Raw genomic sequence first — 21,274 nt, 5'->3', positions numbered from 1 at the left:
GTCGCTGTTTCCCCCGGCTTGCGGCTGGCGCCTTAGCCGGGCTACCGTTCGGGATTATCGTGGTAGCCCGGGGAAGGCGCATCGCGCCGCCCCCGGGACACGGCTAAATCGCCAGCGCCAGTTTTGTGCCCTGGGCAATCGCCCGACGCGCATCCAGCTCCGCCGCCACGTCGCAACCGCCGATGAGATGCACCGTTTTCCCCGCCGCGCGCAGCGGATCCGCCAGCTCGCGGCGTGGTTCCTGGCCGGCGCAGATCACCACCTGATCGACCGCCAACAGTTGGCGCTCGCCGCCGATAGTGACATGTAACCCTTCATCATCGATCTTTTCATAGCTGACCGCCGGGATCATTTTCACGCCGCGCGCCAGCAGCGTCGCGCGGTGGATCCAACCGGTGGTTTTGCCGAGCCCTTCGCCCGGTTTGCTGGCTTTGCGCTGTAGCATCACAATCTGTCGCGGGCTTTTACTCAGCTGTGGGCCTTCAGCACTCAGCCCTCCCGCCGTTTGCAGGCTGGTATCGATACCCCATTCGCGGCAGAACTCGCCGATATCCTGGCTGGTGGCCGCGCCCGACTGGCTTAAATACATCGCGGTGTCGAAGCCGATGCCGCCGCAGCCGATAATCGCCACCTTCGCGCCAACCGGCGCTTTATCGCGCAAGACATCAAGGTAGCTCAGCACTTTGGGATGATCGATCCCGTCGATCGCCGGCAGGCGCGGGGCGATGCCGGTGGCGAGGATCGTCTCATCGAACGCCAGCAGATCGTCTGTCGTGACGCGGGTGTTCAGGCGTAGATCGACACCATGAAGATCGAGCATGGTGCGGTAGTAACGCAACGTCTCGTGAAACTCCTCTTTGCCGGGGATCTGTTTGGCGATATTAAACTGGCCGCCGATCTCCGGGAGCGCATCGAACAACGTGACATGATGACCGCGGGCGGCGGCGTTAACGGAGAAGGCCAGACCGGCCGGCCCGGCGCCGACGACCGCCAGCCGTTTAGGCGCTTTGGCAGGCAGGACCGGCATCAGGGTTTCATGACAGGCGCGCGGGTTGACCAGACAAGAGGTGACTTTGCCGGCGAAGATCCGATCGAGACACGCCTGGTTGCAACCGATGCAGGTATTGATCTCCCTGGCGCGATCGCGCTGCGCTTTCGACATAAATTCGGCGTCGGCGAGGAACGGGCGGGCCATCGATACCATATCGGCATCGCCGCGGGCGAGAATATCCTCCGCGACCTGCGGGTCGTTGATGCGGTTGGTGGTGATCAACGGGATCGACACCGCGCCTTTCAGCTTGCGGGTGACCCAACTGAAAGCTCCGCGCGGTACCGGCGTGGCGATGGTCGGAATGCGCGCTTCGTGCCAGCCAATCCCGGTGTTGATAATTGTCGCCCCCGCCGCTTCAATCGCTTTGGCCAGTTCGGTGACTTCCGCCAGCGTGCTGCCGTCGTTGACCAGATCGAGCATCGACAGGCGGTAGATGATAATGAAATCGTGACCGGCGCGCTGGCGTACCGCCTTAACCACCTCTACGGCGAAACGCATGCGCCTGACATAATCGCCGCCCCATTGGTCGTCGCGCTGGTTGGTGCGCGCGGCGAGAAATTCGTTAATCAGATAGCCCTCAGAGCCCATCACTTCTACGCCGTCATAGCCCGCTTCACGCGCCAGTTGGGCGCAGTGGGCAAAATCATCGATCAGCGTCATGATCTCATCGTGGCTCAGTTCATGGGGTGTAAAACGGTTAATCGGCGCCTGTAGCGCCGAAGGGGCCACCAGCGCGGGCTGGTAGCTGTAGCGCCCGGTGTGCAGGATCTGCAGGGCGATTTTGCCGCCTTCCTGATGTACCGCGTCGGTAATATGGCGATGGTGCGCCAGATGGCTGGCATCGTTGAGTACCGCGCCGCCGGCCATGGTGACGCCAGAGGGCGCCGGAGCGATGCCGCCGGTGACGATCAGCGCCACGCCGTGACGGGCGCGTTCGGCGTAAAAGGCCGCCAGCCGCTGCGCGCCGTCCGGCAGCTCTTCCAGCCCGGTGTGCATTGAGCCCATCAACACGCGGTTTTTGAGCGTTGTGAAGCCCAGCTCAAGCGGGGCGAAAAGCGACGGATAGCGGCTCATAGTGGCTTCCAATGTAAAATTATTGTTATGTGGTCGGATGAGTTACTAATTTAGCCGTCGCGGAGAAAAAGGGAAAAGGGGAGTGCGGTGATTGTGATGGGATTCAAATAACGGAAATCGTTGTCCCTCACCCCGGCCCTCTCCCAAAGGGAGAGGGGGAAAGGCGGATCGGTACCGGTGGTTAGGGTTACGGGGAAGACGCTACGCGCTGGCGGCGCTCCAGGCCCGGTGCCTGCCACATCGATGTTGTCAGCCCGCTATCGACAAGGCCAAGCTGATCGGCGTACACCGTCTGCCACTTGCTCATCATCTCCTGATACAGCTCGCGATGCTGCGGATTTGGGGTGAACTCGCGGTGCCAGCTCACTAACCGTTCTCCTGTACTGGCCATATCGCCATACAGTCCGGCGCCGGTTCCGGCGGCGATGGCGCAGCCCAGAGCGGTGGCTTCGCGGACCACCGGCACCCGCACCGGCAGGCCGGTGACGTCGCTGAGGATTTGGCTCCACAGCGCGCCTTTAGAGCCGCCGCCGGCAAACACCAGGCTCTCGAATGTCACGCCGGAGAACTGCGAAATCTGCGCCAGGTTGCAGGCGGAGACAATCGCCGCGTTCTCCTCCAGCGCGCGGAACAGGGTCGCTTTGTTGCACTTCTCCGGATCGATGGAGAGGTTAATAAACGACGGCGCGGCGTGGTACCACTGCTTAAAGTGCATGGCGTCGGAAAAAATAGGCATCACGCCATGGGAACCGGCGGGCACGCGGCTGGCCATCTCTTCCAGCAGCGAATAGGCATCAACGCCGAGCCGCTCGGCAATCAGTTTTTCTTCAGCGCAGAAGGCGTCGCGGAACCAGCGCATGGTCAGGCCAGTAAAGAAGCTGATCGATTCCGCCTGCGCCATGCCGGGAATGACATGAGGATTAACGCGAATATTCATCTGCGGATCGGTACGCACCTGCGGCAGGTTGACCACCTGCTGCCAGAAAGTGCCGCCTAGTACCGCAGTTTGCCCGGCGCGCACCACCCCAAGGCCCAGGCAGCCGAGCTGGACGTCGCCGCCGCCCATCACCACCGGTGTCCCGGCGCGCAGGCCGCTCTGCTGCGCCGCCGCTTCGGTGACGGCGCCCAGCAGGGTACCGGTCTCTTTGACCGGCGACAGCATATCGGCGCGCAGCCCGGCCATATCCAGCAGCGCCGGGCGCCAGTCGCGGCTGAACAGGTCGAGCATGCCGGTGGTGCCGGCGTTTGACGGGTCGACCGCCAGCTCGCCGGATAGCTTCGCCGCCAGCCAGTCGCTGATCATGGTGATGGTTGCCGCTTTGCGGTAGATATCGGGGCGGTGGTGCGCCAGCCACAGCAGGCGCGGCATGGCGCTAAGCGCCAGGGTTTGTCCCGAGACCTCGTATACCTCGGATTCAAAACGATAGTCGTGGATCTCCTTAAGCTCCGCCACTTCGCGGCTGGCGCGGGCATCGACGTTGGCGCAGGCCCAGATGGCCTCGCCGTCGCGGTCATAGAGGACGATCCCTTCGCGCATCGAACAGCAGGCGACGGACTGAATATCGGCGGCAGAGAGTCGGGCGGCGTCGAGCGCCTGGCGAATGCACTGGCAGGCCAGTTGCCAGTTGGTAGTAAGGTCGAACTCCATCGAGCCGGGGACGTTATCGACGCTCAGGTGTTTCCATTCGGCCTGGCCTACCGCCAGCTGGCGGCCATTAAGATCGAAAATGACCGCCCGAATGCTGCCGGTCCCGGCATCTAACGCTAACAGGTAACTCATGACATGCGCCTCGCTGTTGTCGCGCGGCGCCAGGCCGTCAGGAGGCCAGTGCGAGCACCGCGCGTGCTGTTGTCTCTTCCGTTACCAGGCCATTAATGCGCTTGCCAATCAGAGCGGCATGAATCGCCTGCGCTTTTTGTTCTCCCCCGGCGACGCCGACGATGGTTGGCAGCTGCGCCAGCTCATCCAGGGTTACGCCGAGCAGTTCCCGATGGATCTCCAGTCCTTCTACCGGCCGGCCGTCGGCCTGCAGGAAATAACCTAAAATGTCGCCGACCGCGCCTTTGCGCGCGTACATCAGCTGTTCGCCCTCGCTGATATAGCCGGAGCGTAAAATGGTGGCGTCGCGCCGCTGATCGATGGCGCCAATGCCAACCACCGCCGCGTCCGCCGCCGTCGCCGCCAGCATCACGTCGCGCACGCTCGACTCGCGGCGCAGGATCTCGGCGACCTCCGCCGAAGAGACCCGCAGCGGCGCCGGAATAATGCTGACGCTGCAGGCGGCATCAAGCTGGCCGATGCCGGTCATATAGGGGCCGACGCCGCCGGAGAGGGTCACCAGCCGCACCTGCTGCGAGCCGATAAAGCCGCTGAGATGCTGCAGGCAGCTCATGGTGGCTTCGCCGAAACCGACTGCCAATAATTGCCCCGGTTGCAGAATGCCCATCAGAGACTGCGCCGCGCCGATACCCAGCCGGGTATTCATCGGCGGGGTGTTGAGCGCCGGCAGAACGCGGGCAATCTTGAGGCCAAAACGCTGCTGGAGTTCACTTTCCAGCGCCAGACAGCCCTCATAGCGCGAGTTGATCTGCACGCGGATCACCCCGGACTGGCGGCCTTTCTCCAGCAGGCGAGAAATCTTCAGCCGCGGCAGCCCCAAACGCTCGCCGATGTCATTTTGCGTCAGGCCGTCGTGGTAGTAGCACCACGCCACCCGCGCCACCAGCTCTTCCTCGGCTAACGCCAGCCCGGCGTAGCGGTTCTCTTCCGTAATGCGTTTTTCGCTCATAAATTGAACTCTTATAAAAATTTAGATCATATGTTCGCTATTGCGCGGTCGGAAAGTGTGAGCCGACTGGCAAAACGGATCTTTCATCGCTGACCCATTTTTTCCTGACGATCTAAAGCACCAAAGTGTGATCTTCGCACGGTTGTAAATATAGTTCACCGTCTACGCTTTTGAACATTATTAAATTTAAAAATCATTTGTTCAATCGAGGCGCGATGATGAAGCCACTGCTTGAAGCTCGCCAGATTTGCAAACAGTTCTCCGGCGTTGCGGTGCTCAAGGGCATTGATTTCACGCTAGGCGCGGGCCAGGTGCATGCGCTGATGGGCGGCAACGGCGCGGGTAAATCGACGCTGATGAAGATCATCGCCGGCGTCGAAACGCCGGATAGCGGTGAACTGACGATCGGCGAACGCGCGTTTGCGCGCCTCAATCCGGCGCTGGCTCATCAGTTAGGCATCTATTTGGTGCCGCAGGAGCCGATGCTGTTTCCCAACCTCAGCGTGCGCGAGAACATTCTTTTCCGCCTGCCGAAGCGGGCGGATACCGTCGCGCGGTTGCAGGACAAACTGCGGCAGCTGAACTGCCAGATCAACCTCGACGCCAGCGCCAGCACGCTCGAGGTAGCCGATCAACAGATGGTCGAGATCCTGCGCGGGCTGATGCGCGAGGCCAGGATCCTGATCCTGGATGAACCCACCGCCTCTTTAACGCCGGGTGAAACCGAGAGGCTCTTTAGCCAGATCCGAGCGTTACAGGCGCTGGACGTTGGGATCGTCTTTATCTCACACAAATTGCCCGAAATCCGCCAGCTTGCCAGTCATATTTCGGTGATGCGCGACGGCGCGGTGGTGCTGGGCGGCGAGACCGCGGCATACCGCGACGAACAACTGATTAACGCGATGACGCCGGTCAGCCGTGACCATACGCTGAGCGACACGCAAAAGCTGTGGCTGTCGCTACCGGGCAACCGCCGTACGCAACCGCAGGACTTTCCCGTGCTGCGGGTGGAAGATCTTACCGGCGAAGGCTTTATCGATCTCAATCTGGAGATCCGCGCCGGAGAGATCGTCGGTCTGGCCGGGCTGGTGGGATCCGGGCGCACCGAATTTGCCGAAACCTTATACGGCCTGCGTCCACCGCGCGCCGGGCGAATCTGGCTTGAGAACCGCGAAATTAGCCGCGACAGCACCCGCGCCAGGTTGGCCAGCGGGCTGGTCTATCTGCCGGAAGACCGCCAGGTCTCGGGGCTGTTTCTCGATGCGCCGGTGCGCTGGAACACGGTGATGTTCAATCAGCCGTCGTGGTGGCAGCAGGGGAAACGGGAGGCGGCGGTGGTTGAACGCTATCACCGGGCGCTGGGGATCAAGCTGGCCGATGGCGATCAGCCGGTGCGCACTCTCTCTGGCGGTAACCAGCAAAAGGTGCTGCTGGCGCGCTGTCTGGAAGCTAATCCGTTACTGCTGATTGTCGATGAGCCGACGCGCGGCGTGGATGTCTCCGCCCGCGCCGATATCTATCAACTGCTAAAAAGCGTTGCCGCGCAAAACGTGGCGGTGCTGATGATCTCTTCCGATGTGGATGAGTTCGTCGATCTTGCCGACCGGGTGTTGGTGATGCATCAGGGCCGCTACAGCGGTGAGCTGGCGCGGCAGGCGGTGACCGTCGATCGCATGATGACCCTGGCCTTCGGAGGACAGGCATGAAAACGTTACTGAAGAATCGCGAACTGAGCGCCTTCTTTGCCATCGTGGCGCTCTTTGTCGTGCTGGTGGCGCTCAATCCAGCCTATTTCAGCCTGCAGACCCTGGCGATGATTTTCGCCAGCTCGCAGATCCTCTGCCTGCTGGCATTGGGCGCGACGCTGGTGATGCTGACCCGCAATATTGATGTGTCGGTAGGCTCGACCGTTGGGCTGTGCGCCATCACCGTCGGCGTGGCGCTGAACAACGGTTACGGGCTGGCGACGGCTATCGCCTTCGCGCTGACGATTGGCGCGCTGGCCGGAGCTTTTAACGGCCTGCTGGTGGTGGGGCTGCGCATCCCGGCGATCGTCGCGACGCTCGGTACGCTGGGGTTGTATCGCGGGGTGATGCTGTTGTGGACCGGCGGGAAATGGATCGAGGGTTTGCCCGACAGCCTGAAATCGCTCTCGGAGCCCGCGTTTATCGGCGTGTCGCCGCTGGGCTGGCTGGTGCTGGCGCTGCTGCTGGCAGGCGGCTGGCTGTTGTCGCGTACCGCCTTTGGTCGTGATTTTTACGCCGTTGGCGATAACCTCGCCGCCGCGCGCCAGCTGGGGGTGGCGGTCAACCGTACGCGGATGCTGGCCTTTACCCTCAACGGTATGCTGGCGGCCTGCGCCGGGATCGTCTTCGCCGCGCAGATTGGTTTTGTGCCTAATCAGACCGGCAGCGGCCTGGAGATGAAAGCCATCGCCGCCTGCGTATTGGGCGGGATCTCGCTGCTCGGCGGCACTGGCACGTTGCTTGGCGCGTTTCTCGGCGCCTTTTTCCTCACCCAAATTGACACCGTACTGGTGCTGTTCCGCCTTCCCGCCTGGTGGAATGACTTTATCGCTGGCCTGGTGCTGCTCGGCGTGCTGGTGCTCGATGGCCGCCTGCGCCAGGCGCTGGCCCGCCATCAGCGGGCGCTGAAGTACAGCCGTTTCCAGCCAGGTAACAAAGGAAGCAAACAGGTTGCCCGCTTTCCCGAACGCAAAAGCAAAGAGGTGGCTTAAATGAAGCTGAAGCTTAACTGGGAAAGCGCGCTGCTGGCGTTGCTGATCGCGGAAATCCTGCTATTCGGCGCTTTGAATCCGCGCATGCTGGATATCAATATGCTGCTCTTTAGCACCAGCGACTTTATCTGCATCGGCATCGTCGCGCTGCCGCTGACGCTGGTGATCATCAGCGGCGGGATCGATATTTCGCTGGGCTCGACCATCGGCCTGTGCGCCATCGCCCTCGGGGTGATGACCCAGGCGGGCTGGCCGCTGTGGCTCGCGGTATCGCTGACGTTGCTCTTGGGGCTGCTATGCGGGTTATTCAACGCCGCGCTGATTCACTACACCGGCATCAGCCCGCTGGTGATCACGCTTGGTACGCTATATCTGTACGGCGGCGGCGCGCTGTTGCTTTCCGGGATGGCCGGCGCGACCGGTTACGAGGGGATTGGCGGTTTTCCCGATAGCTTCACCGCCTTCGCCAATTTAACCCTCGCCGGACTGCCGCTGCCGCTGGTGCTATTCGCGATTATCACCTTTTTCTTCTGGCTACTGGCCCATCGCGGGCGCTTTGGCCGCCACCTCTTTTTACTCGGGCAAAACCCGCGCGCCGCGCGCTATGCCGCGCTGTCGGTGAACGGCATCCCGTACGTGCTGTATGGCCTGGTTGGCGTCGCCTCGGCGGTCGCGGCGCTGGTGATGGTCTCCTATTTCGGCTCGGCGCGTTCGGATTTAGGCCGCGACCTGCTGATGCCGGCGTTGACCGCGGCGGTGCTCGGCGGGGCCAATATTTACGGCGGCTCGGGATCGATACTGGGTACCGCGCTGGCGGCATTGCTGGTGGGGTATCTGCAACAGGGTTTACAGATGGTCGGCATCCCCAACCAGGTGTCGAGCGCGCTGTCAGGGGCGCTGTTGGTTGTGGTGGTGATGGGGCGTTCGCTGAGCCTGCACCGTGAATGGGTGCGCGCGACCTGGCGGCGTCTTTTCTCGCATAAAACAATCGGAGCATAAAATGAAATTAAAACTGATCGTGCTGGCGCTGGCGATGAGCGTAGTCACCGCACAGGCGGCGGACCGCATCGCCTTTATTCCTAAGCTGGTCGGCGTCGGCTTCTTTACCAGCGGCGGCAACGGCGCGAAAGAGGCGGGGAAAGCGCTGGGCGTGGATGTCACCTATGACGGTCCCACCGAGCCCAGCGTCTCCGGCCAGGTGCAGCTTATCAACAACTTCGTCAACCAGGGCTACAACGCGATTATCGTCTCCGCCGTCTCGCCGGACGGCCTGTGTCCGGCGCTGAAGCGGGCGATGCAGCGCGGGGTGAAAGTCCTGACCTGGGATTCCGATACCAAGCCGGAGTGCCGCAGCATCTATATCAACCAGGGCACGCCGCAGCAGCTCGGCGGCCTGCTGGTCGAGATGGCGGAAAAGCAGGTCAGCAAACCTGCCGCCAAAGTCGCGTTTTTCTACTCCAGCCCGACGGTGACCGACCAGAACCAGTGGGTGAAGGAAGCCAAAGCCAAAATCGAAAAAGAGCATCCGCAGTGGCAAATCGTCACCACCCAGTTTGGCTATAACGATGCCACCAAATCGCTGCAAACCGCCGAGGGGATCTTAAAAGCGTATCCGGATCTCGACGCCATTATCGCGCCGGATGCCAATGCGCTGCCGGCGGCGGCGCAGGCGGCGGAGAACCTCAAGCGTCAGGGCGTGGCGATCGTCGGCTTTAGTACACCGAACGTGATGCGCCCGTACGTTGAGCGCGGCACGGTGAAAGCGTTCGGCCTGTGGGATGTGGTTCAGCAGGGCAAAATTGCGGTTAACGTCGCCGATCGATTGTTGAAAAAGGGCGATCTTAACGTCGGCGACAGCGTTGAGGTGAAAGATATCGGCTCGCTGAAGGTCGAACCGAATAGCGTGCAGGGCTACCAATATGAGGCGAAGGGCAACGGTATCGTGCTGCTGCCGGAGCGCGTGGTGTTCAGCAAAGAGAACATCAACAACTACGACTTCTGACGGAGGATGAGATGGCTGATTTAGACGACATCAAAGAGGGTAAGGACTTCGGTATCGACCGCCCGCAGCAGAACACGCTGTATACCCTGAAAGGCTGCGGCTCGCTGGATTGGGGCATGCAGTCGCGGCTGGCGCGCATCTTTAATCCGCACAGCAATCGCACGGTGATGCTGGCCTTCGATCACGGCTACTTCCAGGGGCCAACGACCGGGCTTGAGCGTATCGACCTGTCGATTGCGCCGCTGTTTGCCGACACCGACGTGCTGATGTGCACCCGCGGCGTACTGCGCAGCCAGGTACCGGCGGCCACCAATAAGCCGGTGGTGCTGCGCGCCTCCGGCGGCAATTCGATTTTGAGCGAACTCTCCAACGAATGCGTGGCGGTGGCGATGGAAGACGCGCTGCGTCTCAACGTTTGCGCGGTGGCGGCGCAGGTTTATATCGGCAGCGAATACGAACATCAGTCGATCAATAACATCATCAAACTGGTGGATGCCGGTAATCGCTACGGTATGCCGGTACTGGCGGTTACCGGCGTCGGCAAAGAGATGACCCGCGATGCGCGCTACTTCTCGCTGGCCAGCCGGATTGCCGCCGAAATGGGGGCGCAGTTTGTGAAGACCTATTTCGTTGAGGAAGGCTTTGAAAAAGTGACCGCCAGCTGTCCGGTGCCGATCGTTATCGCTGGCGGTAAAAAACTGCCGGAGCATGAGGCGCTGGAGATGTGCTGGCGGGCGATCGACCAGGGGGCGTCCGGGGTGGATATGGGGCGCAATATCTTCCAGTCCAGCGCCCCGCGCGCGATGCTGAAGGCGGTGAAAAAGGTGGTGCATGAGAATCTGAACGCGCGCGAAGCGTATCAGTTCTGGCAGGAAGAAAAACAGGGAGAGCTGAAATGAACGTGACGCTGGTGGAGATCAATATTAAACCCGAGCGGGTGGATGAGTTTCTCGAGGTGTTTCGCGCCAACCACGAGGGCGCGCTGCGGGAACCAGGCAACCTGCGCTTTGATGTCCTGCAGGATCCCGAGGTGAAAACCCGCTTTTTTATCTACGAAGCCTATAAAGACGATGAGGCGGTGCTGGCGCATAAGAAGACGCCGCACTATTTAGCCTGCGTCGAAAAGCTGGAGGAGATGATGTCGCAGCCGCGGCAGAAGCGCAGCTTTATCGGCCTGTTACCGCAGGTGTGAGGTTCCCTCTCCCTGTGGGAGAGGGGTAGGGTGAGGGGAAAACGCTACGGCTTACGGAAAAACTCGTTATACAACATATATAAATGCGCCGCGCTCCATGAGAAGTTGGGCGCCCCCTGCTGGGCGCCGGTCAGCGGATTGTAGTTCTCCTGAATCGGGCCATCGGCGGTTAAGCCTTTGGCGTGCTGGAAGAAGGCGTCCGCCAGCTTCAGCGCCTCATCGCGATGACCGTAGCGCTCCATTCCCTTCAGGCCGAACCAGAACTGATCCACCCACACCCGTCCGCGCCAGTAAATATCGGCGCCAAAGGCCGGGTTGGTCAGCGCGGCGGTCCCCAGCGGCACAAAGGTGTTGAACTCTTTCGGGTCGAGCATCACCGAAACCACATCGTCAGCATGTTGCTGCGTCGCCGCGCCGTTAAACAGCGGCGACCAGCCTTCCGGCCCCTTGCCGCGCTCGACGATCGGTTTACCGGCGCAGCCGTTGGCCAGCGGTTGTTCTTCGATACGAATATCGTAATAGAAACGAGTCTGCGGGTCGAACATACAGGTATTGATATAATCCGCCAGCTTCGTCGCCAGCGCCTGATAGCGCTTTGCCTCTTCCGCTTTGCCAAGAATGGTCGCCATCTGCGCCAGATAGTGGTTATCGCTGTACATATAGCTGGCCTGATCGACCGATTCCTGGAGCAGCGAATACCCCAGCAGGTTGCCGTTGCGGTCGCGGTTTTCGGCGAATTTCACCGTCCAGTCGCTGCGTTTGCCGCCGTTGGCGACGTATTTATCCAGCTGTTCTTTATCGATAAAACCAAATACCGCCGCATCGTCGCGCCCGGACTCCCACGACGCCGCTACCTGCGCCGGAATTTCGAGGCTGTCGTAATCGCCTTTGGCCGTCACCTGTTCGTAGGCGCGAAGGCCGGAAAGTGTCTGCTCGGTTTGCCCTTTTTTCACCGTGAACAGCATGGTGCCGTCGGCGGTGTTGTGCGCCTTATCGCGGGTCGCGCCATATTCCGGCACGCCGTTACCGTTATGGTCGCGGTTGCGTAGCCACCAGTCGTGATAGGCCACCAGCTTCGGATACATCTCTTCCAGCCACGCTTTATCTTTGGTGACGTTATACACCTCCATCACCGACCAGGCCGCGAGGCTTGGCTTGGTGTTGCGTTCGTTCCAGTTGCCGCCGTCGCCGCCGCGCTCGGGGCTCAGGTTCCAGGCAATCAGATCGGGCACAAATCCGGCATCCTGCGGGCGCACCTTATCATTGGCTTTAATCTGCCAGGAGAAGACGGCGCGGATATTCTCTTTGGCGATATCCGGGTTGAAGTGGGCCATGGCGTAGGCCTGTTTCCAGGTATCCCACGGCCAGGTCTGGTTGCCGGAGAACCAGCGGCCGGTCACGGATGGGGTGACGGTATGGTAATGCACCGCGCCGCCCGGCGCGCGCCAGTTGCCGTTGAGCGTTTCAATAGCTTTCACCGCCACGCGGGTCTGTTCGGCGGTAGCGTCGGGGTTGCTGAGCCCTTTTTGCAGATAGCCGTCCCAGCGCTGTTCGGAGGCGGTGAGATAGTAAGCCGGGCGCGCCAGAATATCGCGGATCTGCGCTTTTTCCCGCCGCGCTTGCTCCGCAGTGAGTAGGTGCGAATAGGTGGTGTAGAGGGTGGTGGAGCCGCGGATCTCCGCGCTGCTGGTAAAGCGGTGGCCGTCGATACGGGTCTCGGTTACCAGCGAACGGTGGATCTGATACTGCGATTCGCCGGAGGTCATCAGGTCGGAGGCGGCGCGAACCTTGCCAAAGCTGACCGTCAGGCCGTCGGGCGTGGCGCTCAGACGGCGCTGATAGTCCGGGAAGGCTTCATCAATGGTTTTGTCCGATAGCGCTTTACCCTCTTTGGCGGCCAGTTTTTCCAGCAGTTCGCCATCCCACACCAGCTTTAGCGGAGTGTTGCTGGTGATTTTGGTCTCCAGCAGTGAAGTGTGGGCGCTGGCGAAGCGCAGCGTCATCTCCACCTTCACGCCGGGGGCGGTCAGCGTTTGTTTCAGCGCGCCGGGCAGGCTCCAGGCCTGCAGGGTGAAATCGACCTTTTTGCCGTTCTGATATACCGTCAGGCGATCGAAGTTGGTGGCCATAAAGTTGATGTACTCTTCGGTCAGCAGCGCCGGGCCGGGGAAGCCGCCCATGGTCGCCGGGCCGTCGGGCAGCAGGTGGCCGTGCCACGCCCCGAGGTCGAAAAAGGGGTTGAAGCGCTGGTGGTCGTCGGCGTCGAAATCCTGCATATACTGCGGCGCGCCGCTGCGGTCGATGACGTTTTTAAACGCCTGCGCGGTGACGGCATGGGCGGAAAAACTCAGCATCAGCGCGCAGGCCAGCGGCGTCAGCGTAGTGGTGAAGTTCATGGTATCTCGGCTCCTTGTTACCAGTAGAAGTATTGCATCAGGAAAATTTTGTCGCTCGGGTCGCCGCTGGCGTTGCTGGTATAGAAACGGCTGTCGGCGGCGGTGGCGAAACGCCCGCCGCCGTATTCGTACCAGATGCCAAATTGCATAAACGCGGTGGTTTCATCAGCGGCGTGGTCCGGGCGGTGTTTGGCGTAGCTGTATGCGGTGGAGAAGTAGAGCCCGCTTAATGCTTCATACATGGCGCTGGCCATAAAGCCGGTTTCGCTGCCGGGGACATCCAGCCCTTTGGCGCGGCCGGTATGGTGCCAGGCGCGGAAGGCCAGATTGGGCGACAGAACGCCGGTCAGGAATAGCTGCCCGGTGCCGTCGGTCACTTCAAGGCCGTTCATCCAGGTGACGTCTTTGACGATGTCGTACTGCACGTAGCCGTTGATCATCGCCGGATAGGTGTACTTATCGTCATAGCGATCGTATTTGCCGAAGTGCAGCCAGGCCTTGCTTTCATCGTGATGCCCGGCCGGCGTGGCGGTGACGCTATAGCGGAAATCGCCGCTGCGGTTTTGTACCTTCAGCGCGTACATGATGTCGCGGGTATTGGGGATCACGTAACCCAGATCGGGGGTAAAGTCGCCCCACCACTGCAGGTCGTCCAGCGACGAGTCCTGGCGCAGGCTGAGCATGATCTCGGTGTTGTTATCGGTTTTATAGCCGCCATAGAGGCGGTTAAGGCCGCCTTCCACGCCGCCCCAGCTGTGGCCCGGCGTCCAGGCATTGCCCTGGCTATCGGCCTGTACCGTCCAGGCTTCGCCGTAAATCAGCCCGAACCAGTGGCCGTTTTTGACCTCCAGCCCGCCCTCGATATAGGTGCCATCGCTGTATTTATGTTTGTCCTCGCCTTCTAAATCCATATATCCGCCAACCCCCAACTCGCCGTAAAAGCGATAGGAGGTGGTGGTTAATTCCGGCGTTTTGGTATCGTCGTGCTCGGCCGGATGGACAGTCTCAGCGGCCGCCGCAGGGGCGCAAAAAGCCAGGGCAACGAGTGCCCCGTATAAGTAAGAGTTAGTTTTCATTTTTTTAAGGTATTTAAGAGGTATGGGAAGCCGGAGCCGCTTCTATTTGTTGTTGTTCCTGGGTTAATCCTTTGACGTATCTGCTGTATTTCCACCACGCGAAGCCAAGGAAAATCACGATCCCGCCGACGTTGTAGAAAATGATGGTCAGGATGTTGCCACCGGTTGGGAAGGTTGAGGCGACGAAACCGATGGCGAAAATCACAATCAGCATGGATACCACCACGATGCCGGTAGTACGCGAGCCCATGCGGAAATCGCGCGGCAGATGGTCGAGCTTGCGGCGCAGGTTGAGGTAGGCCAGCATGATGAACAGCGGCGGCAGCATGGAAGCGGCGGCGGTCATGTTGATGATGGTGTTCATCAGATCCTGCACGGTGTTGGATCCCAGCGTCGGGATAATCATCAGCGGAATGACGATCAGATACTGGATCCAGGCCGCGCGCGCCGGGACGCCGTTCTCATTGAGCTCGACGGTTTTCTTACCAAAGATGCCGGAGGGGATTTCCGAGAAGAAAATTTTAACCGGGGTGGCGGTCCACATCAGCAGCGAGCCAAACATCGCGGTAAACGAAACGAGGCCGACGAAGCGGTTCATCAGAATTTCCGGCAGGCCAAAGTAAGCCGCCAGGCCGTGGAACACCTGCACCGATCCGCCGGTAAACTTCAGCTCTTTACTGCTGACGAAGACGTTGATCAGCACGGAGGAGATCGAGTACAGCACGCCGATGAAGATCCCGGCGAGGATGATCACTTTGACGAAGGATTTCGAGCCGCCTTTCACATCGTTGACGTATACCGCCACCGATTCCGCGCCGCCCGCCGCCATAAAGATCCAGGTGGTAATACCAAGGAACGCCCAGTTGAAGTCAGGGATCATCGCCTCGACGGTGATCGGATCCGCTGGCTGCACGCCGCCTACCAGCGCGGTACCGGCCAGCAAAATATAGGAGAGCGTTAGCAGCAGCATCAGCGATGAGGTAACGGAGGTGATAGGTCCCAGCATTTTCGCGCCGTTGGTGGAGATCCAGGTGGAGAAGGCGAACAGCGCCATGCTCAGCACGGTGGTGGCAAACGGCGTCAGAATGTATTCGTAGCCGAGGAAGGCGTAAGAGGCATAGGCGATCACGCGCGGCAGCAGCGAGGTGAAGAAAAACAGGTTTACGAACCAGTAGGTATAGGCGGTGATAAACGCCCAACGGCCGCCGAGCGAACTCTTCACCCAGGCGTAAACCCCGGCCTCGGAGTTTTTATTCAGTGACACGAACTCGGCGATAATCAGGCAAAACGGAATGAAGTAGAACAGGGTAGCGAGGAAGAACATCGGCGCCGACGCCAGCCCCAGTTCGATATTGTTGTTGATGACGTTATTGAAACTGTAAACGGCGGCAAAGGTCAGCGATAACAGGCCGAACTTGCCGATGGTATTACGTTTAGTATCAGACATAACACATCTCCACACATTGTCCTTCAGAGGGTCGCTGAAGGGGGTTGTGTTGTTTGTAGGGTAGAGGTAGTTAAGGATTAATGTCGATTTTAGTAAAAGTTTTAGTAAATAGAAGTAAAGAAACCGAATAGCTTTAACTCGATCACGAAAAAGGTTGAGTAATACGTAATCAGGCGAGGGATAAAAAAATCCCGCCAGCCGCCGAGGGGCTGACGGGACGACAGGAACGTTATTTACCGGCGGCGGCAGCGTTAACCGGCGCCGCGGCGCGCAGACGTTGCTGCTTTTTTTCAAAGCGGGTGATCCACCACCACGCCAGGCCGGAGAAGACCGCGGTCATAAAGACGTTGATAAAGAAAGCGTTAACCAGATCGACACCCGGCGGGAAGGCGGAAGCGGTCATGCTAACCACGAAAATCACTATCAGCATCGATACCACGCTCATGCCCACTTTCCTCGAGCCCATACGGAAGTCGCGCGGCGTGTCATCGTGTTTCCAGCGGAAGACGAAGTAGGCGGCCATGATGAACAGCGGCGGCAGCATGGCGGTACCGGCGGTGAGATTAATGGCGGTGTTCATCATCTGCTGCACGCTGGCGGAGCCGAAGCCGTTAACAATCAACATCAGGAAAACGAACAGGAACTGCCACCAGGCGGCGCGTACCGGCACGCCGTGGGCGTTCAGCTCGGTGGTTTTCTGGCCGTAGATACCCTTCGGGATTTCCGAGAAGTGGATTTTGACCGGCGCGGCGGTCCACATCATCATGCTGCCGAAGATAGCGATAAACAGGATGATGCCGACGAAGCGGCCCATCAGCGCTTCAGAAATGTGGAAGTAGGCGCCGAGACCGGTAAAGATTTCCACCATTCCGCCGGCGTAGGTCAGGTTTTCACGGGCGACAAAGACGTTAACCAGCAGCGAACCTAAGGCGTACATACCGCCAATCAGCACCCCGGCGGTGATGATGACTTTAATAAAGGATTTCTGCCCGCCCTTGGTGTCGTTGAGGTAGGCGGCAACGGTTTCCGCGCCGCCCGCGGCCTGGAAAATCCAGCACATGATACCGAGCGTCGCCCAGTTGATGGTCGGCTCCATCGCCGCCAGGGTAATCGGCTGCGCCGGGACATGACCGGAACCCAGTGCGGTCAGCGCGCCGACGACGTAAATCGCGAACAAAGCGAACACGCCGTAGGCCACGCATTCGGAAATTTTACCCAGCCAGGTCGCCCCTTTGGTGGATATATGGGTGGCCATGGCGAACAGCACGATGGAGATAAGCGAGGTCACCATCGGCGAGAAGGGGATCGCGTACCCGGTGATCGCGTATGAGGCGTAGGCCACTACATTCGGCAACAGCGAGAGGAAAAAGAACAGGTTCACAAACCAGTAGAGGAAGGAACCAAGATAGGCGGCGCGGGTACCCAGCGGCTGCTTCAGCCACGCGTACATCCCGGATTCGGAGTGTTTGTTGGCCGAGACGAATTCGGCGATGATAAACACGAACGGGATAAAGTAAACGATAGTGGCGAATAAGAAGATAGGCGCGGAACTGAGACCTAACTCGATGTTATTATTGACGATATTTCGCACGTTAAAGACGGCGGTAAAGGCCATCGATAGCAGCGCGAACTTGCCGATTTTGGCACGTACAGACTCGGACATACGTCCTCCAATCATTCATCTACCCGCTTTAGCGGGCTGGAACCGAAAGGCCAACGGGCGTACCCGTTGACCTCCCTTGTCGCTTAACGCGGGTTTACTTATTGAGGAAGTATCCGTCTTCAACCGTGACTCGCAGCACCACTTTTTTTACCGGCGCATCGCAGATAAAGCGGTAGGCTTCGTCGATATCGCAAATCACCATCTGCCCTTCGTGAACCTTCACCGTGTCACCGATCCCTTTCAGGTATTCGCGATCGGTTTCGTCGCGGTAGCAGGCGACGGTTTGCAGATTTTCTTTGGCGGCAAACTCGATTTTCTGCTGCCCTTGCAGGTAATAGTGCACCTCAAAGTAGCGGCGGTTGCCGACAAATAGCGCGTCGGTCGTACTATCGGTTTCCACCCGATAGGAGAGCGAATCGCCAATGGAATGCGCCACGCCCGGGCGGATGTTGTCGATGTTATTGATGGCTTCCACGCAGCGCTGCCATTTGCGGCCGCTATGATAAACCTGCTTAAACTGTTCTAAATTATCGAGAATTCTCATTGTTCAGCCTCGCTGTGTGCAACGGGGGAAAAGAAACCGGCGCCGAAGCTATGGTTCGCCAGTACCTGCGAGGTGCCGCATCCGCCCTCCAGCGGCAGCAGCGTAAAGCCATAGTTAAAGGTGTTGAGCCAGACGCGCCAGCTATCCAGCACTTCGCTGCCCCAGGAGTTGGAGCCGAGGCCGAGCAGTTGTGCATCGATATTCAGGGTGATGTCATCGCTGCGCTGCAGTTCGTTGCAGTGCTGGGCGGCGTGCAGGTTTTCTGCCGTAAAGTGCCATGCGCTGACGTTGAGCGGATTGCGCGGAACGACCAGCAGACCGCTGCCGTGGCGGTCGCTGAACGATGCCCAGCGCACGTGCTGACGATTACCGTTGTTCTGCGGGAATGGATAATTGACGAACATATCGTCGACAGTGGTATGCCAGATATCAATGATGTTGCTTTGCTGGCTGTCGGCGTAGTTCTCGCCCGGCCCGCGGCCATAGTAGTTCACCTGGTCGAACTCACCGTTAATGCCCAGCATAAAGCCGATGCACGGGACAATGTGTGGATAGTCGCCGTAGCGCTCGCCGGCCAGCTCAACGTTGATGTGGCCCTGCGGGGTAATCTGCCAGCGATAGGTACAGCGCATACCGAAGTCGAACACCGGCGGCGCAATCACGCTGCGGGTGGTGATCACCACCGTTTCGCCCTCTATTTCAGCGCTGAATTCGCGCAGATGCTCCTGCATTATCTGCAGGTGGGCCGGCTGCCACAGTCCTTCGTATTCCTGTTTATGGTTATCAATCATTGGTTTGAAGAAGTTAATCTTCGGCTCGCGGGTCACCTGGTCGACGCCGTTGACCTGCCATTCACTGAGTTTGCCGCTGACCTTGCTGAACACCACGCGGAAGTTATGGCCGCAGATGGTGTAGCTGAGGCGTTCATCGACAATCTGCAGCGGCGTGGCGCTGGCGTTTAACAGCGGCGTTCGCGCGGCGGTTCGCGCTTTAAGTGGGAACTGATAGACGGCGATATCGTGATTGGCTTCGCTATACGGGGTGCGCGAATCTTTGGTCACCATGATGTTGACGAAAGCTTCACGTTCGTCGAGCTGCGGCAGGGCGATTTGCAGGTCGCGGCCGCTGTTCGGCGCCAGGTCTTTCACTTTCAGCAGCTGACTGGAGAGCGTTTCGCCTTCGGCGCGGACTTCAACGCGCAGGGTGTAGTCATCGAGAGTGGAGAACCACAGTTTGTTTTCCACCCGCAGTTCGCCGCGGCAGATATCCCGTGCCTGTACTTTCACCGGGGCGATGACCTGCTTGTATTCGCGCAGGCCCGGCCCCGGCGTCTGGTCGGAGAAAATCAGACCATCGAGACAGAAGTTGTAGTTGTTCGGGTAGTCGCCATAATCGCCGCCGAATTTGTACCACACCGCGCCGTTTTCGTCGCTGGCCTGAATACCGTGGTCGCACCATTCCCACACGTAGTGGCCCTGGATGCAGTCATGCTGGTAGAAGACGTTCTGGTATTCGGTTAATCCGCCGGGACCGTTGCCCATCGCATGGGCGTATTCGCAGATAATGCGCGGTTTTTCATGTGGATGTTCGCCAAATTCGTTCATCAGCGGCACGCGGGTGTACATGGTGGAGATGATATCCACCACCTCGGCGTCGCGATCCTCTTCGTAGTGCACCAGCCGGGTATCATCCAGCGCTTTGGTGGCGTGGTACATGGCGCGGATGTTGCAGCCATAGCCGGATTCGTTACCCAGCGACCAGATGACGATCGACGGATGGTTTTTCTGCGCGTGAACGTGGCGCACGATGCGCTCAACGTAGATGTGTTCCCAGGCCGGGTCGTCGGTGATGGTGCTGAGGTTGCCGACGTTGGCGAAACCGTGGGATTCCACATCGGTTTCCGCCATCACGAACAGTCCGTAGATATCGCACATTTCATAGAAACGCGGGTCGTTCGGGTAGTGGGCGGTGCGCACCGAGTTGATGTTGTGCTGCTTCATCAACAGCAGATCTTTTTCCACGCGATCCATGCCGACCGCGCGGCCTTTCAGATGGTCGTTATCGTGGCGGTTCACGCCGTGCAGCATTACGTAGCGGTTGTTGATGTAGAACAAGCCGTCACGCACTTTGATATCGCGGAAACCGACGCGCTGCGGGATGATTTCCAGCACCTCGCCGGCGGCGTTTTTTAACGTCAGCACCAGATGATAGAGATACGGGCTTTCCGCCGACCACTGCTGCGGCGCGCTCACATCAATCGTGAAGCCGGTATTTAGCTGCTGGCTGACCTGCAGTTGACCGACGTTGCCCGAATAAAGCGCTTTTTCGCCGTCGAACAGGGTATATTCCAGCGTTGCCGCCGTCGTCTGCGGAGCCAGGTTTTCCAGCGTCAGCTGGCAGGAGAGGATCGCGTCGATGTAGTCATCGTTAAAATCGGTGCGCACGGTGAAATCCTGCACGTGCAGCGGATTTTTCCCCACCAGATAGACGTCGCGGAAAATGCCCGCCGACCACCACATGTCCTGATCTTCAATATAGGTGGAGTCCGCCCACTGCATCACGCGCACGCACAGCAGGTTGTCGCCGGTTTTCACCGCCGCGCTGATATCGAACTCGGCGGTCAGGCGGCTGCCTTTGCTAAAGCCGATGTACTGGCCGTTAACGTAGACTTCGAAATAGGTTTCGACGCCATCGAATTTGATGATGGTTTGTTTGCCCTGCCAGCCGTCGCCGAGGGTAAACAGGCGCTGGTAGGCGCCGGTCGGGTTATCGGTCGGGACATAGGGCACGTCGATGGGGAAGGGGAAACCTTCGTCGGTGTACTGCAGCTGGCCGTGGCCTTCCATCTGCCACATGCCCGGTACGGTAATCGGCCCCCACTCGTTCTGATAGCATGAGGTAAAGCTCTCCGGTACCAGCAACGGGTTGGTGAAGAAGCGGAAGTTCCACTGCCCGCTGAGGGACAGGAAGCGGCTGCTGGTTTCGCGGGCGAAGGTCCGCGCCTGGGCCAGTGAGTCGTAAGAGAAGAAATACGCCCGCGGCGCCAGCCTGTTTTCATGAGTGAGTTGAAGGTTTTCCCAGCGATTCATATCGCCTCCCTGAACGGCTTAATAAGATAAAACTTATTTTAGTAAAACTTTTACTAAATAAAATCGCCAGGGATGATTTACTTTAACTCGATCACAAAATGAACCGCTTTGTGTCGGGTAGCGGCTTCGCCTTACCCGACCTACAGAATGGCGTTCCGGCCAGGACCGGTAGCCCGACCAGGCGCAGCGCCGCCGGGTAACAGGATGCGGGTAG

The 21,274-nt window shown here is 59.4% G+C and carries 15 protein-coding genes; 6 read left to right on the top strand and 9 right to left on the bottom strand.

Features of this window, described 5'->3' with window-relative positions; genetic code table 11:
- Positions 1-103: 103 nt before the first annotated feature.
- From ABLU80_RS18355 to lsrR, 3 genes are all read right to left on the bottom strand, one after another.
- A complete protein-coding gene (locus ABLU80_RS18355; protein WP_348850299.1) occupies positions 104-2,125 on the bottom strand; it encodes an NADPH-dependent 2,4-dienoyl-CoA reductase in 2,022 nt (673 codons plus the stop codon).
- Between the two features lie 187 nt (positions 2,126-2,312).
- On the bottom strand, positions 2,313-3,905 hold the full coding sequence (gene lsrK, locus ABLU80_RS18350) for an autoinducer-2 kinase (RefSeq protein ID WP_348850298.1): 1,593 nt from the start codon (positions 3,903-3,905) through the stop codon (positions 2,313-2,315).
- Positions 3,906-3,942: 37 nt separating this feature from the next.
- Positions 3,943-4,914 (bottom strand): transcriptional regulator LsrR, encoded by a 972-nt coding sequence (gene lsrR, locus ABLU80_RS18345; protein WP_004174223.1) that lies wholly within the window; start codon positions 4,912-4,914, stop codon positions 3,943-3,945.
- A gap of 218 nt (positions 4,915-5,132) precedes the next feature.
- Between lsrR and lsrA the strand changes: the two genes are divergently transcribed.
- From lsrA to lsrG, 6 genes are read left to right on the top strand one after another with little or no spacing between them, the layout of a single operon-like run.
- Positions 5,133-6,620: an autoinducer 2 ABC transporter ATP-binding protein LsrA gene (lsrA, locus tag ABLU80_RS18340; RefSeq protein WP_348850321.1), complete on the top strand. Its 1,488-nt coding sequence runs from the start codon at positions 5,133-5,135 to the stop codon at positions 6,618-6,620.
- Positions 6,617-7,651 (top strand): autoinducer 2 ABC transporter permease LsrC, encoded by a 1,035-nt coding sequence (lsrC, locus tag ABLU80_RS18335; RefSeq protein ID WP_348850297.1) that lies wholly within the window; start codon positions 6,617-6,619, stop codon positions 7,649-7,651. Before lsrA ends, lsrC begins: the two co-directional genes overlap by 4 nt.
- Positions 7,652-8,650 (top strand): autoinducer 2 ABC transporter permease LsrD, encoded by a 999-nt coding sequence (gene lsrD, locus ABLU80_RS18330; RefSeq protein WP_015369590.1) that lies wholly within the window; start codon positions 7,652-7,654, stop codon positions 8,648-8,650.
- Between the two features lies 1 nt (position 8,651).
- Positions 8,652-9,653, top strand: a complete 1,002-nt coding sequence (gene lsrB / locus ABLU80_RS18325) for an autoinducer 2 ABC transporter substrate-binding protein LsrB (RefSeq protein WP_004144833.1) — start codon at positions 8,652-8,654, stop codon at positions 9,651-9,653.
- 11 nt (positions 9,654-9,664) lie between these two features.
- Positions 9,665-10,552, top strand: coding sequence for a 3-hydroxy-5-phosphonooxypentane-2,4-dione thiolase (gene lsrF, locus ABLU80_RS18320; RefSeq protein ID WP_002917724.1), 888 nt, complete (start codon positions 9,665-9,667; stop codon positions 10,550-10,552).
- Positions 10,549-10,845, top strand: a complete 297-nt coding sequence (gene lsrG, locus ABLU80_RS18315; RefSeq protein WP_004181386.1) for a (4S)-4-hydroxy-5-phosphonooxypentane-2,3-dione isomerase — start codon at positions 10,549-10,551, stop codon at positions 10,843-10,845. The genes lsrF and lsrG overlap by 4 nt, the downstream gene beginning before the upstream one ends.
- A gap of 44 nt (positions 10,846-10,889) precedes the next feature.
- Here lsrG and ygjK read toward each other — a convergent pair whose 3' ends face one another.
- The 6 genes from ygjK to ebgA form a co-directional block, all read right to left on the bottom strand.
- A complete protein-coding gene (gene ygjK, locus ABLU80_RS18310; protein ID WP_348850295.1) occupies positions 10,890-13,241 on the bottom strand; it encodes an alpha-glucosidase in 2,352 nt (783 codons plus the stop codon).
- Positions 13,242-13,258: 17 nt separating this feature from the next.
- Positions 13,259-14,317: a protein YgjJ gene (gene ygjJ / locus ABLU80_RS18305; RefSeq protein ID WP_020317097.1), complete on the bottom strand. Its 1,059-nt coding sequence runs from the start codon at positions 14,315-14,317 to the stop codon at positions 13,259-13,261.
- Between the two features lie 13 nt (positions 14,318-14,330).
- Positions 14,331-15,764 (bottom strand): amino acid permease, encoded by a 1,434-nt coding sequence (locus tag ABLU80_RS18300; RefSeq protein ID WP_020317094.1) that lies wholly within the window; start codon positions 15,762-15,764, stop codon positions 14,331-14,333.
- A gap of 229 nt (positions 15,765-15,993) precedes the next feature.
- Positions 15,994-17,427, bottom strand: a complete 1,434-nt coding sequence (locus ABLU80_RS18295) for an amino acid permease (protein ID WP_009485171.1) — start codon at positions 17,425-17,427, stop codon at positions 15,994-15,996.
- A 94-nt stretch (positions 17,428-17,521) separates the two neighbouring features.
- Positions 17,522-17,971, bottom strand: a complete 450-nt coding sequence (locus ABLU80_RS18290; RefSeq protein WP_213795814.1) for a beta-galactosidase subunit beta — start codon at positions 17,969-17,971, stop codon at positions 17,522-17,524.
- Positions 17,968-21,060: a beta-galactosidase subunit alpha gene (gene ebgA, locus ABLU80_RS18285; RefSeq protein WP_213795813.1), complete on the bottom strand. Its 3,093-nt coding sequence runs from the start codon at positions 21,058-21,060 to the stop codon at positions 17,968-17,970. Before ebgA ends, ABLU80_RS18290 begins: the two co-directional genes overlap by 4 nt.
- Positions 21,061-21,274 lie beyond the last annotated feature (214 nt).

Origin of the sequence: Klebsiella sp. CN_Kp104, from assembly GCF_040064515.1 — a bacterium.
In the GTDB taxonomy this organism is placed as follows: domain Bacteria; phylum Pseudomonadota; class Gammaproteobacteria; order Enterobacterales; family Enterobacteriaceae; genus Klebsiella; species Klebsiella aerogenes.
The sequence above is the reverse complement of the archived record's forward strand: the minus strand, read 5'-3'. Positions and strand labels throughout refer to the sequence as shown.